This window comes from Parasphingorhabdus pacifica, assembly GCF_054779195.1.
Genome location: NZ_BAAGYS010000013.1, coordinates 13877 through 36245, shown reverse-complemented (window position 1 = coordinate 36245; position 22369 = coordinate 13877). Strand labels below are relative to the sequence as shown.

Annotated in this window: 17 protein-coding genes; 9 read left to right on the top strand and 8 right to left on the bottom strand. The window is 67.9% G+C overall.

Translation table 11 applies throughout. The features are described from left to right. Positions 1-14: 14 nt before the first annotated feature. Positions 15-863 (bottom strand): SAM-dependent methyltransferase, encoded by an 849-nt coding sequence (locus ACYVAN_RS19735; RefSeq protein ID WP_460961767.1) that lies wholly within the window; start codon positions 861-863, stop codon positions 15-17. Positions 864-1220: 357 nt separating this feature from the next. Here ACYVAN_RS19735 and ACYVAN_RS19730 point away from each other — a divergent pair, with 357 nt between their 5' ends. Next, positions 1221-2729: a PPE domain-containing protein gene (locus ACYVAN_RS19730; RefSeq protein WP_460961765.1), complete on the top strand. Its 1509-nt coding sequence runs from the start codon at positions 1221-1223 to the stop codon at positions 2727-2729. A gap of 47 nt (positions 2730-2776) precedes the next feature. Next, a complete protein-coding gene (locus ACYVAN_RS19725; protein WP_460961763.1) occupies positions 2777-3616 on the top strand; it encodes an ESX secretion-associated protein EspG in 840 nt (279 codons plus the stop codon). Positions 3617-3662: 46 nt separating this feature from the next. Here ACYVAN_RS19725 and ACYVAN_RS19720 read toward each other — a convergent pair whose 3' ends face one another. After that, on the bottom strand, positions 3663-5582 hold the full coding sequence (locus ACYVAN_RS19720) for a heavy metal translocating P-type ATPase (RefSeq protein ID WP_460961761.1): 1920 nt from the start codon (positions 5580-5582) through the stop codon (positions 3663-3665). A gap of 96 nt (positions 5583-5678) precedes the next feature. On the opposite strand from ACYVAN_RS19720, the gene ACYVAN_RS19715 reads away from it, so the two are divergent. Continuing rightward, positions 5679-6023: an ArsR/SmtB family transcription factor gene (locus ACYVAN_RS19715; protein ID WP_460961759.1), complete on the top strand. Its 345-nt coding sequence runs from the start codon at positions 5679-5681 to the stop codon at positions 6021-6023. 35 nt (positions 6024-6058) lie between these two features. Here the strand turns inward: ACYVAN_RS19715 and ACYVAN_RS19710 are convergent, their stop codons facing one another. From ACYVAN_RS19710 to ACYVAN_RS19685, 6 genes are all read right to left on the bottom strand, one after another. Beyond that, complete coding sequence (locus ACYVAN_RS19710; RefSeq protein WP_460961757.1) at positions 6059-6655, bottom strand: cyclodeaminase/cyclohydrolase family protein; 597 nt, start codon at positions 6653-6655, stop codon at positions 6059-6061. Further along, positions 6652-8349, bottom strand: a complete 1698-nt coding sequence (locus ACYVAN_RS19705; protein WP_460961755.1) for a formate--tetrahydrofolate ligase — start codon at positions 8347-8349, stop codon at positions 6652-6654. Before ACYVAN_RS19705 ends, ACYVAN_RS19710 begins: the two co-directional genes overlap by 4 nt. Then, positions 8346-9188: a methylenetetrahydrofolate reductase gene (locus ACYVAN_RS19700; protein WP_460961754.1), complete on the bottom strand. Its 843-nt coding sequence runs from the start codon at positions 9186-9188 to the stop codon at positions 8346-8348. Before ACYVAN_RS19700 ends, ACYVAN_RS19705 begins: the two co-directional genes overlap by 4 nt. A gap of 16 nt (positions 9189-9204) precedes the next feature. Beyond that, entirely contained in the window at positions 9205-10404 is a 1200-nt protein-coding gene (locus ACYVAN_RS19695; protein WP_460961752.1) for a glycine cleavage T C-terminal barrel domain-containing protein, read from the bottom strand. A 100-nt stretch (positions 10405-10504) separates the two neighbouring features. Further along, positions 10505-12979, bottom strand: coding sequence for a GcvT family protein (locus ACYVAN_RS19690; protein WP_460961750.1), 2475 nt, complete (start codon positions 12977-12979; stop codon positions 10505-10507). A 409-nt stretch (positions 12980-13388) separates the two neighbouring features. Next, a complete protein-coding gene (locus ACYVAN_RS19685; protein ID WP_460961748.1) occupies positions 13389-14051 on the bottom strand; it encodes a GntR family transcriptional regulator in 663 nt (220 codons plus the stop codon). Positions 14052-14156: 105 nt separating this feature from the next. Here ACYVAN_RS19685 and ACYVAN_RS19680 point away from each other — a divergent pair, with 105 nt between their 5' ends. From ACYVAN_RS19680 to ACYVAN_RS19655, 6 genes are all read left to right on the top strand, one after another. Then, the gene (locus tag ACYVAN_RS19680) at positions 14157-15383 is read left to right on the top strand and encodes a sarcosine oxidase subunit beta family protein (RefSeq protein ID WP_460961746.1); all 1227 of its coding nucleotides are present in this window, start codon (positions 14157-14159) and stop codon (positions 15381-15383) included. A gap of 101 nt (positions 15384-15484) precedes the next feature. Next, positions 15485-15754, top strand: a complete 270-nt coding sequence (locus tag ACYVAN_RS19675; RefSeq protein WP_460961744.1) for a sarcosine oxidase subunit delta — start codon at positions 15485-15487, stop codon at positions 15752-15754. Then, positions 15751-18636 (top strand): glycine cleavage T C-terminal barrel domain-containing protein, encoded by a 2886-nt coding sequence (locus ACYVAN_RS19670; protein WP_460961742.1) that lies wholly within the window; start codon positions 15751-15753, stop codon positions 18634-18636. Before ACYVAN_RS19675 ends, ACYVAN_RS19670 begins: the two co-directional genes overlap by 4 nt. After that, positions 18614-19249 (top strand): sarcosine oxidase subunit gamma, encoded by a 636-nt coding sequence (locus ACYVAN_RS19665; RefSeq protein WP_460961741.1) that lies wholly within the window; start codon positions 18614-18616, stop codon positions 19247-19249. Before ACYVAN_RS19670 ends, ACYVAN_RS19665 begins: the two co-directional genes overlap by 23 nt. Before the next feature lie 123 nt (positions 19250-19372). After that, positions 19373-20164, top strand: coding sequence for an IclR family transcriptional regulator (locus ACYVAN_RS19660; RefSeq protein WP_460961739.1), 792 nt, complete (start codon positions 19373-19375; stop codon positions 20162-20164). 884 nt (positions 20165-21048) lie between these two features. After that, entirely contained in the window at positions 21049-22350 is a 1302-nt protein-coding gene (locus ACYVAN_RS19655; RefSeq protein ID WP_460961737.1) for an MCE family protein, read from the top strand. Positions 22351-22369: the final 19 nt, after the last annotated feature.

Below are 22369 nucleotides of genomic sequence, written 5' to 3'. Positions count from 1 at the left end.
GAGAATCGGGTGGTTCAGCTCGACAGCGTCGCGGTAAGGAACTGGTTGGCGTTGCCCAGCGCGCCGATGACTCCGTCGAGCTCGCGACCGTAGTGTCGGCCCACTTCCTCGGCGCTCCGCTCCCGCACGGTCCAGCCCAGTCCGCGCAGGGTCCCGCCCGGAGCGGGACGGTCCTCCGAACTGAACAGCTCGGCCAGATCGATCCCCGCTTCCCGCGCCGCATCGAGCTGTTCGACTTCGTGCACCACGTTCCGCGAGATCTGTTCGATGGCGACGCTGCTGCCCGGGGCGGAAAAGGCGTGGACGGTGTTCAGCAGGTTCCTCTCGGCGTCGGCGGGCAGGTAGGGGAGCAGTCCCTCGGCCAGCCAGGCGGTCGGTAGCGCCGGGTCGAAGCCCGCTTCCTTCAGCGCGGTCGACCAGTCCTCGCGCAGGTCGACCGGAATCGCGTGCCGTTCGCGTGCCGGTCGACCTCCGAGGCCCTGGAGCACCTCGTCCTTGAATTCGAGGACCCGTGGCTGGTCGATCTCGTAGAGCCGCAGTCCTTCCGGCCAGGTCAGCCGGAATGGGCGGGAATCGAGTCCGGCCGCCAGGATCACCGCCTGCCCGGCGCCATCGGCCGCCTCGAAGAATTCGTCGAAGAAGCGGGACCGGACCGCTATGTAGTCGATCGCGGATTGCCAGAACTCGTCCGACCCTGCCTCGGGGGTCGGAAGTGGAGTGTTCGCGGCCTCGACGAGCGGGGCCGCGAAGGGATCGTTGATCAGTGCGTCTGGCCGCGTGCTTTCCATCGCGCGAACGGCCGAAACCGCCAGAGCGGTGATTCCGACTCCCGAGCTGATGTCCCACTGCTGGTTCACCGACACGAGCGGACCTCCTTCGAGTCTGTTTCCGGTAGCGAGCCTAACGAGTTGGTTGTTCGATGCAACCAAATGTGATCCGCGCGCACTGCTCGCATTTCGCCTGAAGTGGATGTTTCGACGCGTCGGCAAGACGGGACCCAGGAGGCGACGGGTGAGTGCGCTCGGGTGTCGGTCGGTCGATCCCGTCGAGGTGATCCAAATGGGTGTGACGCACTTCACGTCTCAGTTGGGCTGAGGCATGTGTGCGGTTTGTCCGCCTTCGCTAAAGTTGATCCATACGTTTGTGGTGGTCACGTAGGTGCGGTGAGTGGTGGCGCTCGTACGGACCGAACCCAATTTGCCGGAGCAGCTGGGGAAATCATGGGATTCACGGACACGATGTCCGACATCGGCGGAGCGGTCACCGACGCTGCCGGAGCGGTCACCGACAGCGTGACCGACGCTGCCGGTGCCGTGGTGGATGCCGGCCGGGACGTCGGCGCCGGCCTGTTCGGATGGGAGTCGACGGCGGAGAAGGAGGCCCGCGAGCGCGCCGAGCGAGCCGAGCAGCAAGGCGAAGCCGAGCGGGCCGAACTGGCCTCCGAGAACAGGCAGCTCGAGTCGGATATCCAGGGATACGACCCGGCGTCGATCTCGACCTGCGAGAACTGGGCTGCGTACGGCCATCAGGAGCTGTACGAGCGAAACCAGAAACTCGACGAGGGGACCGCGAACGAGACCGCGCAAGCCTGGAAGGAGCTCGGTTCCTCGCTGGCCGATCTCGGCGGCCGGTACTCCAAGGATCTCCGGCAGAAGATCCAGGGCGGTTGGGAAGGCGAGGCCGCGGAAGCGGCCGCCTCGGTCGGTGACCCCCTCTCGAAATGGATGACCAACAGCTCGTCGGCGTTCGAGCTCACCGGGAACCGGATCAAAGAAGCGGCCTCCGCAGCAGGGCAGAGCAAGGCTTCGGTGCCCGAGCCGGAAGGGCACAACTACGCGCGTTCCTTCGGGACGACCCTGGCCGGAGGCCCGATTCTGGGCGGCAAGGACGCCATCGCCCAGATGCAGGAACGGCAGGAAGCCGAACGTGCCGCCCAGGAAACGATGGGCCGGGTACTCGGCGCCACTTATCAGAACGTCGACACCCAGGTTCCCGCGTATCAAGACCTGGAGAACAAGCCGGTTGCGCCACCGGAACCGCCGCCGCCGAGCAACGTCCCGCCACCGCCACCGCCGGTCAACCCCGGTGGTGGCGGCGTGAGCCCGTCCGGCATCGGTGGTGGCGGCGTCGGCGGTGGCGGCACCGGGGGTGCTGGTACCGGCGGGATCGGCGGTGGTGGCGCCGGTGGCAGTGGCGGCACCGGGCCAGGCGGCAGCGGTATCGGAAGCGGTATCGGCAGCGGTACCGGGGGCAGCGGGACGAACGGCCCCGACGACCCGGCCGGCACGGATTCGGCCTGGACACCGAGCCCCGGCGGTAGCGGCCCCGGAGGCGTTCCGTCCCCGGGAGCCGGTGCCGGTGCGGGCGGCGGTGCGGCAGGCGGAGGTGTCGGTGCCGGTGTCGGCATGGTCCCCGGTGGAGCCGGAGGCGGTGCCGGTGGTGCGGCGGGTGGCCGCGGGGCCGGTTCGCTGGCCGCGGGTGGTCGTGCCGGTACCGGCGGTGTCGGTGCGGGCGGAGCCGCCGGATCCGGCACCGGTGGCGGTGCGGCGGCAGGCGGGCGCACGGGTGCGGGTGGCGGTCGCGGCGCGATGGGCGGCATGGGTGCGGGCGGCCGCGGTGGCCAAGGCGGTGAGGAACCGGAACACGAGCGTCCCAGCTGGCTCGAAGAGCAGGACGACATCTGGATGGACGACATGCCGAAGACCGCTCCGCCGGTCTTCGGCGGCTGAAGAACCGGAACGTCGTGGGCCGGAGGTTCCGGCCCACGACAACGAAGATGGGGGATGAACCCGTGGCCGTCTCGGGTCGCTGGCAACTGCACCCGCTGCACCTGTACCTCGTGCGCAGCTACCTGCAACTGGACGACTTGGCGCTACCATTGGAAGGAGCGTCCTTCGGTCGGACCACCGACCAGCTGGCCGAGATCGCCCGGCGCGAAGCGCCGACGATGGAGTCGCTCGGAATTCTCGTCAACGACGAGGTTCATCCGGAGCTGGCGCGGGCTCTGCGCGTGCTCACCAAGCCCTACCTGTGGGTGGATTCGCTGTGGTTCCCGGACCTGAACGCCGAGGCCATGTGGCGCACCGTCGGTGTGCTCACCGAGGGCAATCAGGTGATCCTCGGGGTGCAGCCCCCCGGCGAGGGGGACAGGTTCGGCGGCGTGCTCACCGTCGAGATCCACGACAACGTGCCGCTGTCCCAGGTCCTGCTGCCGACGTTGCCGCCCGCGCCACCGGGGAATCGGAGCGCGAGCGTGCCTGCCGGCTCGTTTCGGGAGGAGCAGCAGACCGAGGACGGCGAGCGGGCGAGCTTCATGCAGCGGTCGCAGCCTGTGCCAGGCCGGGTGAGCAGTGGTGACCAGCAGCTCGCCACCTACCGGGCGATCGGTGCGGAAGCTCATGTCCGGGGTGGACAGTTGGCGGCCAACATGCGGGACCGCAACGGCAAGGTGAAGCGTTCCACCGTGCTGAAGTGGTTCGACAACGCCCAGCCGGACGGTCGCTACCTGGACCACAACCAGCCGGGCAGCACCGGTGAACCGCTGTACATGCTCACCCCGGCCGACGCCCGCCTGATCGCCGGGAAGATCGACGAACTCATCGCCCTCGTTCGCTGACCGGAACTGGCGGACGTCCTGGCCGCCGGACAGCGCATCGAACGGCTCAGCTTCGCCAAGCCTTCTCGCGCAACAGCCGCAGGCCGTTCAATCCGACCAGGATGGTCGAGCCCTCGTGCCCGGCAACCCCCAGTGGCAGCGGGAGGTGACCTGCGAGGTCCCAGGTCACCAGCACCGCGATGAAGGTGCCCGCGATGACGAGGTTCTGTTTGATCAGGCGACGTGCCTGGCGGGACAGGTCCATCACTTTCGGGACGGCGGCCAGCTCGTCCCGCACGACGACCACGTCCGCGGTCTCCAGGGTGAGGTCCGAGCCCGCGCGGCCCATCGCCACGCCCGTGTGCGCCGCGGCGAGCGCGGGAGCGTCGTTGATGCCGTCGCCGAGAACCATGGTGGGGCGATCCTCGGACCGGACGGCCTCGACCTTGGCGTGCGGGAGCATCCCCGCGCGAACGTCGGTGATGCCCACCTGACGCGCCACGTGTGCGGCGGCCCGTTCGTTGTCGCCGGTGAGCAGGACGGGTTCGGTCGTGGTGCGCTCGCGGAACTGCCGCACGGCAGGTGCGGCGTCGGGTCGTAGCCGGTCGGAGAGCCCGAGCAGGCCGATCGGCTGCCCGTCGACCGCGACGACCACGGCTGTGCGACCGGCTTCCTCCAGTGCGGTGATGGCGGGACCGCTGGAGGCTGCTGCCGGGCTGGACACCTCCACACGTTGTCCCGCGATCGTGGCCGCGACACCGACTCCGGGGGTGGCGGTGAAGTCCGTGGCTTCCGGCAGTGGCAGTCCCCGGTCCCGCGCTCCCCGCACCACGGCTCCGGCCAGCGGATGCTCGCTGAGGTTCTCCGCCCCGGCCGCGAGGGCGAGTACCGCGGAGTCGGTGTGCTCGGAGGTCGTGACGACCTCGGCCAGTTGCGGTGAACCTTCGGTCAGCGTGCCGGTCTTGTCGAGGGCGACCCGCTCGGTTCTGCCGAGTTGCTCCATGACGATGGTCGATTTGACCAGCACGCCGTGCCTGCCCGCGTTCGCGATCGCCGACAGCAGCGGGGGCATGGTGGCCAGCACGATGGCGCATGGCGAGGCCACGATCATGAACGTCATCGCGCGCAGCAGCGCGTCGTCCAGTGCGTCGCCGAACAACAGGGGGATGCCGAACACGGCGAGCGTCGCGACGACGATTCCGGCGGAGTAGCGCTGCTCGATCTTCTCGATGAACAGCTGGGTCGGTGCCTTCGTCTCGCTCGCTTCGGAGACCATCGCCACGATCCGGGCGATCACCGAGTCCGACGAGCCACGGTCGACCCGCACGTGCAGTGCACCCGCGCCGTTGAGGGTGCCCGCGAACACCTCGTCCCCGGTCCGCTTTGCGGTGGGTAGCGGTTCGCCGGTGATGGTGGCCTGGTCGACGTCGCTGCTTCCACTGATCACCGCGCCGTCCGCGCCGACCCGTTCTCCCGGGCGGATCAGGATGACGTCTCCCACTCGCAAGTGCGAGACCTCGACGGTTTCCTCGCGGTCACCGTTCACGCGCACCGCCGTCTCCGGGGCGAGCGTCAGCAGGCTGCGCACGGAATCCTCGGTGCGTGCGGTCGCGAACGCTTCGAGCGCACCGGAGGTGGCGAAGATGACGATCAGCAGTCCGCCGTCCATCACCTGCCCGATGGCGGCGGCGCCGATGGCGGCGACGATCATCAGCAGGTCCACGTCGAGGGTCTTATCCCGGAGGGCGGTCAGTCCGGCCACGGCCGGTTCCCAACCGCCCGCGACGTAGCAGGCGAGGTAGAGCGTCCAGAACAGCCACGCAGGGCCGTCGGCGAACTGGGTGGTCAGGCCGAGCAGGAAGAGCGCCAGGGAGGCTGCTGCCCAGCGGGTTTCCGGCAGTGAGAAGAACGTGCGCCTGCCGCGGCGAGCGAGGTGATCTTCCTTGGCCGAGCGGTCTGTGCTCGGTTCGGCGGTTGTGGTCGGCATCGTCGCGAATCCTTCGGACAAGGGAACGGGCTGGGCCGAACCATACATGAACGTCTGCTCAGGTGTTCATGTGTCCGTGGAGGTTAGACTGCGGCCATGGGGCACGGAGTCGAGAGCAGGGTTCCGCAGGCGGCGAAGCTGGACGTCGGCTCGGCGGCATCGGTTGCCGAAACGCTCCAAGCGCTTGCCACGCCCTCCCGCCTGATGATCCTCAGCGAACTCCGCCAAGGTGCCTGCTCGGTCACCGACCTCGCCAACGCTGTCGGCATGGAGCAGTCCGCGGTCTCCCACCAGCTGCGGTTGCTGCGCTCGTTGGGGTTGGTCACCGGGAATCGATCCGGGCGCAGCGTCGTCTACTCGCTCTACGACAACCACGTCTCACAGCTGCTGGACGAAGCGGTTTACCACATCGAGCACCTGCGCATCGGGCTCTCCGACTGAACACGGCCCGCAGCAAGCCGTTCGACGCCCGGCGTTCAACTCTCCGAAGGGTGCAGTCCCGACGGATTGATCGTCGTCTCGACAACGGTGTCGGCCGTCGCCTGCGCGGCGGTCGCCGCGTGTTCGGCCTCGTGGGCGGGGGCCATCGGCCGGCCCGCCGCTGAAAGGTTCTCCCACGCCAGCACCGCGGCGCTCCGCGAACACGCGGCAGCCAGATTCGCCGCCGCGACCGCATCGCCACGCAACGTCGCCTCGCAACGCCCGGCCAGCCGTGCGGCCACCGCCGTGGTCTCGGCAGCCAGGTGCGCCAACCGCAGAGGTGGCTGGGCGGCCGTTTCCAGCGCGGCGCGGATGGCTCCCGAACGCCCCTCATCAGTGCGCCGCTGCGCGGCCAGCACCTCCGCGTACGCCTCGCCGTCCTCCGTCGCGATTCCCATCGCACGTGAACGGAGTTCGTCGGCGTGCGCCGCCAACTCCTCGGCATCGTCGAGCGAACGGGACAACCGCGCGGTCATCGCCGCCAACCCGGCGGCGGCCGACGCGGTCACCGCGCACACACCACCACCGGTAGCGGACGGCGTCGGCGCGGCGACCTCGTCGAGGAAGTCCCGAACCGTCAGTTCCAGGTTCAACTCAACCCCACGACCTCACCGTGCTCGTCGATGTCGATCTGCTCGGCGGAAGGCTGCGATCCCAATCCCGGCATGGTGCGCATGTCCCCGCAGATCGGGTACACGAACCCGGCCCCGACCGAAGCTCGCACCTCGCGAACCGGCAACGTCCAACCCGTCGGGGCACCGAGCAACGTGGGATCCGCGCTCAGCGACAGGTGGGTCTTGGCGATGCACACCGGCAACTTGCCGAAACCGTTCGCCTCGTAGTCGTCGAGTGCCCGAGCCGCCGCCGGCTGGTACGACACCCCGTCGGCACCGTAGATTCGAGTCGCGATGGTTTCGATCTTGGTGCGAAGGCTCGCCGAATCCGGGTACAGCAGCCGAAACTGGTTCGGTTCCTCGGCCGCCTCGGCAACTGCCTCGGCGAGCTCCATGGCCCCCTTGCCGCCGTCGGTGAAGTGACTGGTCACAGCGACCCGGGCGCCCATCTCCTCGGCGACCTCCCGGATCACGTGGTGCTCGCTGGCGTAGTCGGTGGGGAAGGCGTTCACCGCGACCACCGGCGAAACCCCGTGCTCGCGGATGTTCGCGATCTGCTTGCGCAGATTGTCCGCTCCGGCCAGCACGTCCTCGGGGTTCTCCGCGAGCATCTCCGGTGGCAGCGGGCGCCCCGCGACGACCTTGTACCGGCCCGAGTGCGCCTTGAGCGCACGCACCGTCGCCACCAGCACGGCAGCGTCCGGGCGCAGCCCGGATGCCCGGCACTTGATGTTGAAGAACCGTTCCGCACCCATGTCGGCGCCGAATCCCGCCTCGGTGACGAGGAAGTCGGCGCACCGGCTGGCGATCCGGTCGGCCACGACCGAAGAGTTGCCGTGCGCGATGTTGCCGAACGGGCCCGCGTGCACGAGCACCGGCGTGTTCTCCGTGGTCTGCATGAGGTTGGGTTTGATCGCCTCTCGCATGATCACGGTCATCGCGCCCGCCACCCGAAGATCCTCGGCGGTCACCGGTTCACCGTCGTGCGTGTAGCCCACCACGATGTTGCCCAGCCTGCGCCGAAGGTCCCGAAGCGAGGTGGACAGGGCCAGCACCGCCATCACCTCGCTCGCCGCGGTGATGTCGAACCCCGTCTGCCTCGGAGTGCCGTCGATTCTGCCGCCGAGACCGGTCACGATGTTGCGCAGATCGCGATCGTTCACGTCGAGCACCCGCCGCCACGTGATCCGGTGCGGGTCGAGGCCGAGCCGGTTGCCCTTGTGCAGGTGGTTGTCGACCGTCGCGGCGAGCAGGTTGTGCGCTGCGGTGACCGCGTGCATGTCACCGGTGAGATGCAGGTTCAGCGCCTCCATCGGGACCACTTGGCTGTACCCGCCTCCAGCGGCACCGCCCTTGATGCCGAAGGTCGGGCCCATCGACGGTTGCCGGATGGCGACCGCCGAACTCTTGCCGAGCTGGCGCAGGCCCTGCCCGAGCCCCACCGTCGTGGTGGTCTTGCCTTCGCCGAGGGGGGTGGGCGTGATGGCGGAGACCACCACGTACTTCGCCGTTGGCCGGTCGGCGAACTCGTCGATGGCGTCCAGCGAGACCTTTGCGACGTTGCTCCCGTACGGTTCGAGCAGATGCCGACCGATACCGAGTTGTCCCGCTATGTCCTCGAGCGGCTTCAAGGTTGTCGACCGGGAAATGTCCAGATCGGACGGAACGGTCATGCCGGCACCTCCCTCAACCGCGCGACGAGATCGTCGCGCCACCGAATGGTCTTCTCGATCTCGTTGAACGTGAACACGTGCCAGCCGGCCAGGCCGAGGGAATCGTCGAGCAGGTACGGTCCGAGCTCGTCGACGAGCTGTTCCGGCGTGTAGCGGGAAAGGAGCTTGCTGACGACACCGTGCTGCTTGCGGAGGAATCGCATCGACTCGCCGAGTCCGATCTTCATCGACACACGCAGCAGCTTCGTCACGTCCACCACACCGGGAATTCCGATGTGGACCGGTTGGAGCACGCCCCGTTCGCGGATCTCCCGCACCCAGGAAGCGATGGTGCTCGGGTCATAGCAGATCTGCGAGACGATGTAATCGGCGTACCGGGACTTTTCCGTCATGGCCCGGATGGTCGAGCTGTCCGGGATGAACGCGTGGGGTTCCGGATAGCCGGTGATACCGATTCGATCCGGTCTGCGCCCGAGAGCTTCCATGCCCCGCAGCAAAGCGAGGGCGTCCGGGAACTCGCCTGCGGGCGTCGACGAGTCACCGGCGATGACGAAGGCTTCGCGCAGCCCGAGCCGATCCATCCGGTCCAGCAGCTCGGACAGCTCTGTCGAGTCGGCGATGAGCCGCGCGGACAGATGCGGCACCGCGTGGAGACCCAGCGCGGCCGCCCTCGCCGCCAGGTCCAGTGTCGCCTCGGTCCCCTTCGCAGGGGACGAAGTCACGGTGACCGTCGTCCCCTGGGGGAGCCGCTCGAGATCGCTGGTGACGCCGCGCAGTGGCAGCACTTCGAACCTCGCGTCGGAGAGGAGGTTCTGCAGCTCATCAGTGCTGTGGTCCATCGTCTTCCCTCACTGCCTACGTGGTCGCCGTGGGTTCGAGCTGCTTCGGGATCGACTTCTGCGGGTCGAGGAACGGTTTCTCGACCACGACAGCGTCCTGCGGTCCGTGCTGGGTCTCCACCACCAGTCGGGTGCCGGTCTCGTAGTAGGCGATCGGCACCATCGCGAACCCGATGTTGCGGTCCAGCCGGGGGGAATGGCATGCCGAGGTGACTTCGCCGATGCGCAAGCCGTGCGGGTCGTGCACCGGGAAGACGTCGATCATCTCGCCGTCGTTGAAAGATCCCACGCTGGGTCCGTCGATCTCGACGCCGACGAGCTTGCGGGAGATCCCTTCGGACTTGATGCGACGCAGCGCGTCCTTGCCCACGAAATCGGCCTCCTGATCGAGGTCGACCATCCAGGTCTTCTCGAACCCGTAACCGACCTCGAACGGGTTGGTGTTCAGCGTGATGTCGCAGCCCCACGAGAGGATTCCCGCTTCGATGCGGCGGATGTGGCACGGTCCGATCACCGACATGCCGTGCGGACGCCCGGCCTCCCAGATCGTCTCCCACAGCCGGACCCCGTGCTGGCTGGCGTTGTGCAGGTAGATCTCGTAACCGAGTTCGGCGCTGTAACCGGTGCGGGAGACCACGACCTGCATTCCGTCGAGTTCGCGGTCCACGGCGTAGTAGTAGGGCATGTCGAGGATGGATTCTCCGAACAGATCGACCATGACCTCCCGGGACTTCGGGCCCTGGATCTGCACCGGCCCGACGTCGGCCTCTCGGATCTGCACGTTCATCCCGAGGTTGTGCGCCAGCCCCTTGGCCCACAGCAGCACGTCGCTGTCGGCCAGCGAGAGCCAGAAGTGGTTCTCCCCGAGGCGCAGCAGCACCGGATCGTTGATGATGCCGCCGTCGTCCGCGGTGATGAACACGTACTTGCACTGCCCGACCTTGCACTTGGTGAGGTCGCGCGGAACCAGCATGTTGGTGAAGTCGAATGCGTCAGGACCGGTGATCTCGACCTGCCGCTCCACACCGACGTCCCACAGCGTGACGCCTTCCAACAGGTTCCAGTACTCGGCGACCGGGTCTCCGTAGTGCCTGGCGTGGTAGGTGTGGTTGTAGACGCTGTAGAGCCCGACCCCGTGCTTGCGCGAGGCATAGAAGAACGGGGACTTGCGGACGCGCGGGTAGAGCAGAACTCCCGGATTCGGATTGATGGCCATGGAAGCTCCTTATGGAGAGCAGTTTCGGGGGTGCATTACTGGCGCCGCGGAGTGTTGCTGCCGGGCGTCTTGAGTCTGTGTCGGTGCGCTTGAGGAGAGTTCAGCAGCGCATGCGGGTCATGTTCGGATCGAAGATCGGATCGGCGACGACCGAAACCGGATGTCGTTGCTCGAAGTAGGCGACCTGCAATCGGGTTCCGGGTTCGGCCAGTTCGGTCGGCAGCCACGCGTAGGCGAGGCTCGCGCCGACGCTGTAGCCGTAGGCCGCACTGGTGGTGAAGCCGACCGCTTTCGCGTCGTCGCCTTCGAAGACGGGTTCCGAACCCATGAGAACGGTTCCGTCGTCCACGGTCAGGCAGCACAGCCGCCGCTGGGGCGGACGTTCGCGCCGTCTCAGCAGCGCGTCCCGACCGATGAACTCGCCCTTGTCCGGTTTGACGGCGAAGGCGAGTCCGGCCTCGTCCGGGTCGTGCAGGCTCCACATGTCGGCTCCCCAGGCCCGGTACCCTTTCTCGATGCGCATCCCGTTGAAGGCTCCCCGTCCCGCGGGCAGCACGCCGTGTTCCGCGCCCGCGGCGCTCAACAGGTCCCACAGCCGCAGCCCGAACTCGGCCGAGGTGTACAGCTCCCACCCGAGTTCGCCCACATAGGACAGGCGTAGCGCGGTGACCGGGACCTCGCCGACGAACAATCGCTTTGCCCTGAAAAATCGGAAGTTCTCGTGCGATACGTCCTCGCTGGCGAGGGACTCCAGAACCGAGCGTGCTCGTGGTCCCCACAGCCCGATGCAGCAGGTCCCACCGGTGATGTCCCGGACCGTGGTGGTCTCGTCGGCGTGCTTGCGCAGCCACGCGATGTCGCGTTGCCCGTTGCAGCCCACCTGGAACTCGTTCTGGGACAACCTGGCCACCGTGATGTCGGCCCGGATGCCACCGGTCGGATCGAGCATCAGCGTGTAGGTCACGTAGCCGGGCGCCCGGTCGAGCTGGTTGGTGGTCAGGCGCTGCAACAACCCCAGCGCGCCGGGACCGCTCACCTCGGCACGAGCCAGCGACGTCATGTCGTAGAGCGCCACTCGCTCCCTGGTCGCCTGGTGCTCGGCGCCGATGATCGGTGACCAGTAACGCCCGGCCCACGGGTTCGGCTCGGGGATGTCGCGGCCGTCGACCAGTGCCGCGTTGCTGTCGAACCAGTGCGGCCTTTCCCAGCCGTTGGCCTCCAGCGAGAACGCGCCGAGTTCGCGCTGTCGCTGGAAGAACGGGCTGACCCGCAGCGGTCTGGGGTGTTCCGGCGGTTGCTGCGGGTGGACGACGTCGTAGACCTCGCGGAAGCTCTGCGCGCTGCGCTCGCCCACATAGGACGGGCTGTGCGCGAACCCTTCGAACCGGCGGACGTCCGCGGCCCGGAGGTCGATGCTGGGGCTGCCCTCGGTCATCCACTCGGCCATCGCGCGGCCCACACCGCCGGCGTGCGTGATCCAGACGGCTTCAGCGAGCCAGAAGTTGTCGATCTCGTTGGACGGGCCGAGCACGGGCATGCCGTCGGAGGTGAACAGGAACAGCCCGTTCATGCCTTCGACCACGTGGGTTTCGTCGAGCGGTGGCAGCAGCTCGACGGCGTCCGACCACGGTTGTTTGAAGTCCTCCGGAGTGAACGCGTGCACCGAGGACATGCCCTTCCAGCCGCCGCCACCGGAGGGAGCCTCGGCGCCGTTGCCCGGAGCTTCGGTGGGCTGCAATTCATCGGTGTGCACCGGGATCACGCGGTGTTGATAGGAGCCGACGCCGTAGCGGTCGTGGATCTGCCGAAAGTACATGGAGCTGTCCTGATGACGCAGGAGCGGTTGGTTCACCTCGTCGGCAGCGTTCAGTCCCTCGACGGGACCGGTGACGGCGTACTGGTGGACCAACGGCTGCACCGGGATCGACACTCCCGCCAGCCGACCGATCTTCGGCCCCCAGATGCCCGCGGCGCACAGGACGGATTCGACCTCGATGGACCCGCGCGACGTGTGTACCGCATGAACCCTGCCGTCCCGCAGGTCGAATCCGGTCACCTCGGTGTTACCGAGGAATCGAACCCCGTGACGCTCTGCGTCCCGGGCCATGACCTCCGCTGCCCGAACGGGTTTCGCGATGCCGTCGGTGGCCACGTACAGGCCACCGTAGATGCGGTCCGCGTCGATCTGCGGGATGCGGTCGCGGACGTCGCGGGGGCTGATCAGGTCGGCGTCGATCCCCCACGCGGTGGCGAGTCCGCGCTTGCGCTTGAGGTCTCGCCAGCGTTCGGGGGTGGCGGCGACTTCGATCCCGCCGACCTGGTGGAAGCACGGATCACCGTCGAGGGTTTCGGCGGCGTAGCGATCGACGGTGTAGCCGGCGAGTTGGGTCATGGTCTGGGATGCGTTGGTCTGAAAGACCAGTCCTGGCGCGTGTGAACTGGACCCGCCGGTCGCGAACAGCGGTCCTTGCTCGATCACGAGAACGTCGCTGACGCCTTCTCGCGCGAGGTGGTAGGCCGTGCTGCTGCCGACGATGCCGGCGCCGATGACGAGGATTTGTGCCCTGAAATCCATCGCTTCCGCCTTGCTGCGTAGCTTCGGGGTGTTGCGCCTACGACAACGTGCTGTGTTATACGCAACAATGCGCTTCGGCTCCGGGGTGCGTCAAGAACACGGGCGGGCTAATTCTCCGGAGTATGATCGAAAGTCTGGCCGACGCGGCCGGTGGTGAACCGGAGGCGCCCTCGGACCTCCGGTCGGTGATCGTCCGAGGGCGCCGCGAAGATCATCCGGACGCCGCGCCGGATCGACACTTTTCGCACGTTGATCGGGCGCGCGTGATCAACGCCGCTGTTGCCGCGATCGGGTGGGCCGTCGGTGGGAGCGTTTCACCGGTCGATTTCGGACGCCAGAGGACGATGGTCCGCCGGATCCAGGCCCGGTTTCGTGGTGTCGGCCGGGAAAACCCGCGACACGAACGCGATCAGATGACTTGGCGGATCGCCTGTTCGAAGTGGTCCACGTGGCCGACCGCGATCTGATCGGCCTGCTCGGCGTCGCCCGCAATGACGGCCTTGAGCAGATCGGCGTGCTCGCCGACGTGGTCGGTGACATCGGGTAGCCGATCGAAGAACAGGCTCCAGATGCGGAGGGCGAGGTTGAAGTATTGGCCGAGCGTCGCTTCGAGGTACTGGTTGTGGGTGCAGCGGTAGATCGTCCGGTGCACGCGCGTGTCGACGTCCATGATCGGAGCCTGATCGGAGGGCATCCGCTGGACGAGTACGCGGATCTCCTCGAGTTCGGCGCGTTCGGACCGGGTCGCGCGTTCGGCCGCGCAGGCAGCCGCGTGTCCTTCGAGCTGGTGGCGAACTTCGGCGATCAGCGTGTGATCGATGATGTTCACTTCGGTGACGAAGCTTCCCCGGCGAGGATAGATCGCGATGAGCGATTCGGACTCGAGCCTCTTGACCGCTTCGCGGAAGGGGGTGCGCCCGACTCCGAGCCGGGTCGTCAGCGGTTCCTCCTGCACGGGCGTCCCCGGTGGCATGCGCAGCGAGAGGATCTCGTCGCGCAGCGCCAGATATGCGCGGTCCGCCTGCGACGCACCTGCGTGGTCGCCGGATGGGTAATTGACGGCGGAAGACACGGCTCGTAGCCTACCGGACTATCTGATATGTCAGTTGTTGGATAGTTGTACTTCTTTCGTGTTCGGCCCTGCTTCGGTGTTCCACAGCCTCGCCAGGAGGTCGCCATGGGCGCTTCCGCACCAGTCCTGCCCGAACCCCCCGCCCGGCTCTGGAGCCGACCCGACCCCAAAAGCACGTACGACGTGGTGATCGTCGGTTCGGGCGGTCACGGGTTGGCCACCGCCTACTACCTCGCTCGCAGTCACGGGATTCGGGACATCGCGGTGCTGGAACGCGGCTGGCTCGCGGGCGGGAACATGGCTCGCAACACGACCATCATCCGATCCAACTACCTGCTCGACGAGAGCGCCGCCCTCTACAACCACGCCCTGAACCTCTGGGAGCAGTGGCCGGCGGAACTCGAGTACGACTTCCTGCTCAGCCAGCGCGGTGTCCTCAACCTGGTGCACACCGAGCAGGAGGTGCGCGATTCGCGCCGCCGGGTCTTCGCCAACCAGCTCAACGGCGTCGACGCCGAATGGGTCGGTCCGGAGGAGGTCGCCGAGATCTGCCCCATCCTGAACACGTCCGAAGACCTCCGCTACCCGGTGCTCGGGGCAACCCTCCAACGCCGCGCCGGAATCGCCAAGCACGACCACGTGGCGTGGGCACTGGCCCGCAAGTGCGACGAGATGGGCGTGGATCTCATAGAGAACTGCGAGGTCACGGGTTTCACCACCGACGGCGACCGGGTCACGGGAGTCGAGACCACCCGCGGCACGATCTCCGCGGGACGAGTGGGTCTCGCCGCCGCCGGGCGCACCAGCGTGCTCACCGACACGCTCGGGATTCGGCTGCCGCTGCAGAGCCACCCCTTGCAGGCGATGGTGTCCGAGCTGCTCGAGCCCGTGCACCCGTGCGTGGTCATGTCCAACCACGTGCACGTCTACTGCAGTCAGGCGCACAAGGGCGAACTCGTGCTCGGCGCCGGCGTGGATTCGTACAACTCCTATACCCAGCGTGGTTCGGTGCACACGATCGAACGGCAGCTGGCGGCAGCCGTGGAACTGTTCCCGATTTTCGCGCGGGCGCACGTGATCCGGACCTGGGCGGGCGTCGTCGATGTGACGCCGGATGCCTCGCCGATCATCGGACCGACACCGTTCGAGAACCTCTTCGTCAACTGCGGCTGGGGGACCGGTGGGTTCAAGGCCACCCCGGCCGTCGGCTCGCTGTTCGCGCACACGATCGCGACCGGTGAACCACACCCGATCAACGAGCCCTACGGTATCGAACGCTTCCGCACCGGCGCGCTCATCGACGAGCACGGAGCCGCCGCGGTGGCGCACTAGAGAGCCACCCCGGTGGTGGTTCCCGTGGCGGCTCGGCCCGACGCCCTCGGCCGCGGCGCCTTCCCAGGACCAGCCCGAAACGAGATCACGGAGGAGTAGCCATGCTTCGGATCCACTGCCCCTGGTGCGGGGACCGGGACGAGGTCGAGTTCCACTACGGCGGGCAGGCCGGGGTGGACTACCCGGAGAATCCCGACTCGCTCGACGACACCGCCTGGGCGGAATACCTCTTCGTCCGGGACAACCCGCGTGGCCGGTTCACCGAACGCTGGTCCCACGCGGCCGGATGCCGTCGCTGGTTCGAGACCGTTCGGGATACCGCGACCAACGAATTCATCGGCGTTCCGATCGCGAAGCGGGTGATGTCATGACGGCTATGCCCAACCGGCTTCCGGGCGGCGGGCGCCTGGACCGGTCGCGCACGTTGCGCTACACGTTCGACGGTGTCGAACTGCAGGGGCACCTGGGCGACACCCTGGCCTCCGCCTTGCTCGCGGCAGGGCGGGTCCAGGTCGGTCCGTCCGTCTACCGGGGCCGCTCGCGCGGCATCCTCACCGCCGACGAGTCCGAACCCAACGCGTTCGTCCAGCTCCTGGGGCCCTGTCCGGAACCGATGGTCTCGGCAACCCGGGTGGAGCTCTTCGACGGCCTGGTCGCCGAAAGTTCGTCCGGGCTCGGAAGACTCGGTACCGAACCGGAGACCGACAGGTACGAGTGCACCTACGCCCACGCCGACGTGGTCGTCGTGGGTGCGGGGCCGTCCGGGATCAGTGCCGCGCTCGCCGCCGGGCGAAGCGGGGCCCGCGTGGTTCTGGTCGAGCAGGACGGCGAACTCGGCGGTTCCCTGCTCGACGTGCCTCTGCTCGACGGGAAGCGGACGGGCCGTCCGGTCGAGGAGTGGATCACCAGAGCCATCGGCGAACTCGCCGCGATGCCGGAGGTCCGGATCCTGACCCGGTCGACCGCCGTGGGGCTCTACGACCACGGCTATTTGCTCGTCGCCGAGCGCGTGCACGCCGGCCCGGCTCCGGCGCGACGAGTGCGACAGCGCCTGTGGCACTTCCGGGCTCAAGAGGTCGTGCTGGCCACGGGCGCGCACGAGCGGCCGGTGGTCTTCGCCGACAACGACCGGCCCGGAATCATGCTCGCCTCGGCGGTACGCCGGTACCTCAACCGGACGGCTGTGCTGCCCGGGCGCCGTGCCGTCGTGTTCACCGCCGCGGACAGCGCGTACGCGACCGCGCTGGACCTGCTCGCGGTCGGTGCGGAAGTACCCGCGGTGGTGGATACCAGGGCGGAACCTCCCGCGAGGCTGGTCGAACAGGTCCGGTCGGCCGGTGGAACGGTTTATCCCGGTGCCGCGGTGGTGGGGACTTCGGGTGAATCCCGCGTGGCGTCCGCTCGAATCGCCGAGATCGACGATTCCGGCGGACTCGCCGGGCCGGCCCACGAGGTCAACTGTGATCTGCTCGCCGTGTGCGGCGGGTGGAGCCCTGCGGTGCACCTGTTCGGCCAGGTGGGCGGGAAGCTGCGGTGGGACGACGAGGTCGCCGGGTTCGTGCCCGAACCGGAAAGCGCCCCGCCACGAGTAGTGGGTGGCGCGAGCGGAACCCGCGAACTCGGCCGTTGCCTGCAGCAGGGCGTCGACGCGGGAGTGCGATCCGCGGAGTCGGCCGGGTTCGCGGTGTCGGCGCTCCCGCTGCCCCCGGTGGACGAGGACTCGACCACCCGGGATCGGCCACTGTGGTTGGTGCCGGCCGAGGCGGGGCATCCGTCCGATTGGGACACTCATTTCGTGGACCAGCACCGGGATTCGACGGTTCCGGACGTGTGGCGGTCGATCGGTGCGGGGATGCGCTCGGTGGAGCACGTCAAGCGCTACACCACGATCGGGACCGGAAGCGACCAGGGCAAGACCTCCGGAGTCAATGCCATCGGCGTCATAGCGGACGCGTTGTCGGCCGGATCGCCTGCGGACGTGGGCACCACGACGTTCCGCCCGCCCTACGTACCGGTCCCGTTCGCCTTGTTCGCTGGACACGACCGGGGGGCACTGCACGATCCGGTCCGCACCACGCCGATGCACTCCTGGCACGTGGCCGTGGGTGCCGAGTTCGAGAACGTCGGTCAGTGGAAGCGGCCCTGGTACTACCCGCGCGCGGGGGAGAGCATGGACGTGGCGGTGCTGCGCGAGTGCGCGGCCGCCCGCGAAGGGGTCGCGATGATGGACGCGACGACCCTCGGCAAGATCGAGGTCGTCGGTCCGGACGCGCCGACGCTCCTCAACCGGCTCTACACCAACGGGTTCGCCAAGTTGCCGGTCGGGAAGGCCCGCTACGGCGTCATGTGCAAGGCCGACGGGATGGTCTTCGATGACGGCGTGACGATGCGGCTGGCCGAGGACCACTACCTGATGAGCACCACCACCGGCAATGCGGCGGCGGTGCTGGACTGGATCGAGGAGTGGCTGCAGACGGAGTGGCCGGATCTGGCCGTGCACTGCACGTCGGTGACCGAGCAGTGGGCGGCGATCGCGGTGGTCGGCCCGGATTCCCGTGCGGTCATCGCCAGGATGGCGCCCGATCTGGACGTGTCGGTGGAGTCGTTCGGCTTCATGGAGTTCCGGGAAACCCTGCTGCAAAACGGAATTCCCGCCCGAATCTGCCGGATCTCGTTCTCCGGTGAGCTCGCGTTCGAGATCAACGTCGCCTCCTGGTACGGCATGGCGGTGTGGGAATCCGTCGTCGAAGCGGGCGCGGATTTCGGCATCACGCCCTACGGCACCGAGACGATGCACGTGTTGCGCGCGGAGAAGGGTTTCATCATCGCCGGGCAGGACACCGACGGGACGGTCACGCCCTACGACCTGGGCATGGACTGGGTCGTTTCCCGGCGCAAGGACTTCATCGGAAAGCGGTCGTTCGCGCGGCCCGACACCGCTCGTACCGATCGAAAGCAGCTGGTCGGATTGCTGCCGGTGGATCCGGCCGAACTTCTCCCGGAAGGGGCCCACCTGGTGGAACGATCCGCGTCCCGCCGACCGCCGGTCCCGATGCTCGGTCACGTCACGTCCAGTTACCGGAGCGCCGCACTTGACCGTACGTTCGCGCTGGCACTGGTCCGGGGTGGCAGGCACCGGGTGGGCGAGGTGTTGCACGCGCCGGTCGATGGCCGGGACATCGAGGTCGAGGTCACCAAACCGGTCTTCTACGACGAGGAGGGAGCGCGCCGTGACGGTCGTCAGCTCGGTTGAGATCGAACCCGCGGAGGCGCGGGTCCGCGGTCTGCGGCAGAGCCCGCTGGGGTCGAGGGCGGAGGAACTCGCGGTCCGCAGCGGCAAGGCTGAGGGGGTCGACCTCGTGGAAGAGGCCTTCCTGACTCAGGTGAACCTCCGGATGGATCCGGACGATCCGGCGGTGGCTCGCGTGGAGAGCGTCCTCGGGACCAGGCTGTCGGAACACGCACCGAACACGGTTCGCGGGGACGAGCACGACGCGTTGCTCTGGCTGGGTCCGGACGAGTGGCTGGTTCTCGCCCCGGAGGGGCGTTCCGAGGTGCTGGTTTCCGGTCTGCGGTCGGCGCTGGGTGACTCGCCCGGTTCGGTGGTGGACGTTTCGGCGAACCGCACGACGCTGCGGCTGTCCGGTGCTCGGGCGCGGGATGTGCTGGCCAAGTCGTGTTCGCTGGATCTGCATCCGCGGGTGTTCGGTCCGGGGCACTGCGCGCAGACGCTGGTGGGCCGGACCCAGGTGGTGCTGTGGCAGGTGGGGGCCGAACCGTCGTACCGGCTCCTGGTGCGTTGCTCGTTCGCGAACTACTTGGCCGACGTGTTGCTGGACGGGATGGTGGAGTTCACCGCTGACTGAAGCCGATGGTTGCGCAATGCGGAACAGGCGGTAGGATGGGGCATGGACCCACCGGCTGTGCACTCATGCCGCCGGAGATCGGAGGGTTCCGAAATGCGCATCTCGAACGGATACGGTTGAGCCGTGAGCAACGACGACCAGACACGCGCGCGAGGTGGCGGAGCTCTGGTGCAGTCCGTCGACCGGGCTGTGACCGTGCTCGAAATGCTGGCGCGCAACGGTGAATCCGGCATCACCGAGATCGCAGGTGAGCTCGGTGTGCACAAGTCGACCGCGTCGAGGCTCGTCAGCGTTCTGGAGACGCGCGGCCTCGTCGAGCAGCTCGGCGAACGCGGCAAGTACGCCGTCGGTTTCGGCATGGTCCGGCTTGCCGGGGCGGCCATAGAACGTATGGACCTGCCCAGGTTGGGGCGACCGTTCTGCGAGTCGCTGGCCAGCGAGCTGGGTGAGACGGTCAACCTCGCGGTCCGGGACGACGAGGTCGCGATCAACATCAGTCAGGCTCGGGGCACCGCATCGGTCACCGCGCACAACTGGGTCGGCCAACGCACCCCCTTGCACGCGACCTCCAGCGGCAAGGTCCTGCTGGCCTGCGCGGACCCCGAGGATCAGGACAAGTTGCTCGACCGGGAACTGGAGCGCTACACCACGCGCACGGTCGTCGCCCCGGAAGAGCTCCGCAAGGATTTCGATCTCATCGTCCGGGACGGGTACGCGACGAGCTACGAGGAACTCGAGTTGGGGCTCAACGCCGCGGCGGTGGCGGTGCACGACGACCAGGGGGGCGTGATCGCGGCACTCAGCGCCTCCGGCCCCTCCTACCGCTTCTCCCGGAAGCGGATCCGGGAGGCAGTGGGAACCATGACCATGGCGGCGAAGGAACTTTCGTCCCAGCTCGGCTACCAGGACGCTTAGTGCTCTGTTTCGGAGGTGGTTTGGTTGGCGGGCACTCAGCGGAACCTCCGGCCCGCCCGTCGCCCGACCACCGTCCCCCACGGAATCGCTTCGCTCTACTCCAGTCCGTTCGCTGCGGGATCTCCGACATCTCGTGCCGGTGTACGCCACGTCGGGGCTGTCCTCGCGAAAGAACACCGGAGAACCCGCCACTGACCACCCCGGATCTCACGCAGAAAGCGGCGGACGCCGTTTGTGAAACACTCCCCAGGCCCGGTGGACCCGCGACGGTCCGTCGCGGGTCCACCTTCTCGGCGTCGTCACGCCGCTGCGGGAGGAACTGAACCGACTCGTTACTGCTCGTCGTCGGTGGTCTCGACCTCGTCGGTGGTGGTCTCGTCGGTGTTGTCGGTTTCCGGATCGATGGTGTTGTCGTCGGTCATGGGATGCTCCTCGCGGTCCGGTGGCAGTGCGAATCGAGTGCACCAGTCGAGGAGCACCCCGAGCCACCACAGCGAAGCCAACACGGTGTGGCGGTCCGGTAGATGCCGGCTCCATTCCACGCAGCACCGTTGGGAGGTCCGCGTCGGAGGCGGTCACCGGTTCGACGACACCGGGCGTTTCCGATGCCTCCCGAGTCCCGCATGCTCCGCGCGTCTGCCCGGATTCCGTAGTGCTGTGCCGCGATATGTCCGCGAGGATCAATCCTCTGGCGGGTGATGTCATGGATCCGCGGCGTGTTCCGCCTAGCGTCCGGGGCAATCCGATCCATCATTCAGCGTCATCGTTCGTACTCGTCGAAGCTGTCGCTGTCAGCCGAGCAGCGGTGAGCGTGCGCCTCCCGGTATCCCCGACGCACGTCGGCGGCAGTTCAACGGCGTTCTTTCCGGCTGCGGCAGGGGTTCATGACAGCACAGGGACGGAAGCGCACGCGCAACGCGGTGGTGACGTTGCGGCGACGAGCGCTGGGAATCGGCATGATCCTGGCCATCGCTCTCTTCTGCACCGCGACCATCGCCATCTATCAGAAAGCGTTCACCCCCGGCGTCGACGTGACGCTCCGAACCCCCTCGACCGGCAACCAACTGCGGCAGGGAGCGGAGGTCAAGGTCCGGGGAGTGACCGTGGGCCGGGTCGAGGAGATCAGGGCGACCGCGACCGGTGCCGAACTCGATCTGAGTCTCGAGCGTGATCGAGCCGATGTCGTCCCGGCGAACGCCACCGCGAAACTGCTGCCGAACACGCTGTTCGGCGAGCGGCACGTCGAACTGGAGATACCGGAGGCGCCGTCCGCGGCTCCCATCGCCTCGGGTGCCGTCATCGAACAGGGTCGGAGCCGAGCGGCGATCGAACTGGAAACGGTTCTCGCCGACACCATGCCGGTGCTGCGAGCAGTGCGCCCCGCGGACCTGGCGACCACCCTCAACTCGTTGAGCATGGCCCTCGACGGCCGTGGCAGGACGATGGGCGAAACCATCTCCCGACTCGATTCCTACGTGGCCCGGCTACCACCTTCGCTGCCGGATCTGCGGGCGAACCTCCGCGAGATGGTAGGTGTCGCCAAAACCTACGAGCAGGCCGCCCCCGATGTACTGGCGGCGATGGAGAACCTGAGCACGACCGCTCGGACACTCGTGGAGCAGCGCCACGACCTCGACCGCATGACCACCCGGTTGACCACGGGTTCCCAAGACCTCGCGGCCTTTTTCCGGGCGAGTGGCGACGACCTGATCAGGCTGAACGCGGCACAACGGCCGACGCTGGACCTGCTGGCCAAGTACGCGCCGCAGTACCCGTGCCTGCTGGCGAACATCGTCGAGTTCAAGCCCGCGATCAACGAGGTGGCGGGGGCCGGAACCGACGAGCCGGGCGTGCACATCACCGTCGAGGTCGTCGCCCATCGAGGCAAGTACGTGCCAGGGCAGGACGAGCCCGAGTACGCCGATGAGCGGGGCCCGCGGTGTCACGAAATGGTGCGGGGCCGGGCGCCGCAGTATCCGCCGGACGGGCCGATCGAGGACGGCTCCGAGCCAACCCCGCCCCCGCGCGAGGGCGGTGAACTCGGGTTGGCCAACTCGCCGGCCGAACGGGACCTCGTCGCGGGGTTGCTCGCGCCGTCGATGAGCACCCGCCCGCGAGAAGTTCCGCAGTGGGGGTCAGTACTGCTCGGCCCGGTGTTCCGCGGCGTCGACGTCGTCTTCCGGTGAGTCCGGCCGGATTCAGCCT

What these genes read in the sequence shown, in the direction of transcription:
- ACYVAN_RS19730 (WP_460961765.1), top strand. Translation starts at nt 1,221, where the DNA reads ATGGGATTCACGGACACGATGTCCGACATCGGCGGAGCGGTCACCGAC.
- ACYVAN_RS19695 (WP_460961752.1), bottom strand. Translation starts at nt 10,404, where the DNA reads ATGGCCATCAATCCGAATCCGGGAGTTCTGCTCTACCCGCGCGTCCGC.
- ACYVAN_RS19705 (WP_460961755.1), bottom strand. Translation starts at nt 8,349, where the DNA reads ATGACCGTTCCGTCCGATCTGGACATTTCCCGGTCGACAACCTTGAAG.
- ACYVAN_RS19690 (WP_460961750.1), bottom strand. Translation starts at nt 12,979, where the DNA reads ATGGATTTCAGGGCACAAATCCTCGTCATCGGCGCCGGCATCGTCGGC.
- ACYVAN_RS19675 (WP_460961744.1), top strand. Translation starts at nt 15,485, where the DNA reads ATGCTTCGGATCCACTGCCCCTGGTGCGGGGACCGGGACGAGGTCGAG.
- ACYVAN_RS19655 (WP_460961737.1), top strand. Translation starts at nt 21,049, where the DNA reads ATGACAGCACAGGGACGGAAGCGCACGCGCAACGCGGTGGTGACGTTG.
- ACYVAN_RS19715 (WP_460961759.1), top strand. Translation starts at nt 5,679, where the DNA reads ATGGGGCACGGAGTCGAGAGCAGGGTTCCGCAGGCGGCGAAGCTGGAC.
- ACYVAN_RS19720 (WP_460961761.1), bottom strand. Translation starts at nt 5,582, where the DNA reads ATGCCGACCACAACCGCCGAACCGAGCACAGACCGCTCGGCCAAGGAA.
- ACYVAN_RS19725 (WP_460961763.1), top strand. Translation starts at nt 2,777, where the DNA reads ATGGGGGATGAACCCGTGGCCGTCTCGGGTCGCTGGCAACTGCACCCG.
- ACYVAN_RS19700 (WP_460961754.1), bottom strand. Translation starts at nt 9,188, where the DNA reads ATGGACCACAGCACTGATGAGCTGCAGAACCTCCTCTCCGACGCGAGG.
- ACYVAN_RS19670 (WP_460961742.1), top strand. Translation starts at nt 15,751, where the DNA reads ATGACGGCTATGCCCAACCGGCTTCCGGGCGGCGGGCGCCTGGACCGG.
- ACYVAN_RS19680 (WP_460961746.1), top strand. Translation starts at nt 14,157, where the DNA reads ATGGGCGCTTCCGCACCAGTCCTGCCCGAACCCCCCGCCCGGCTCTGG.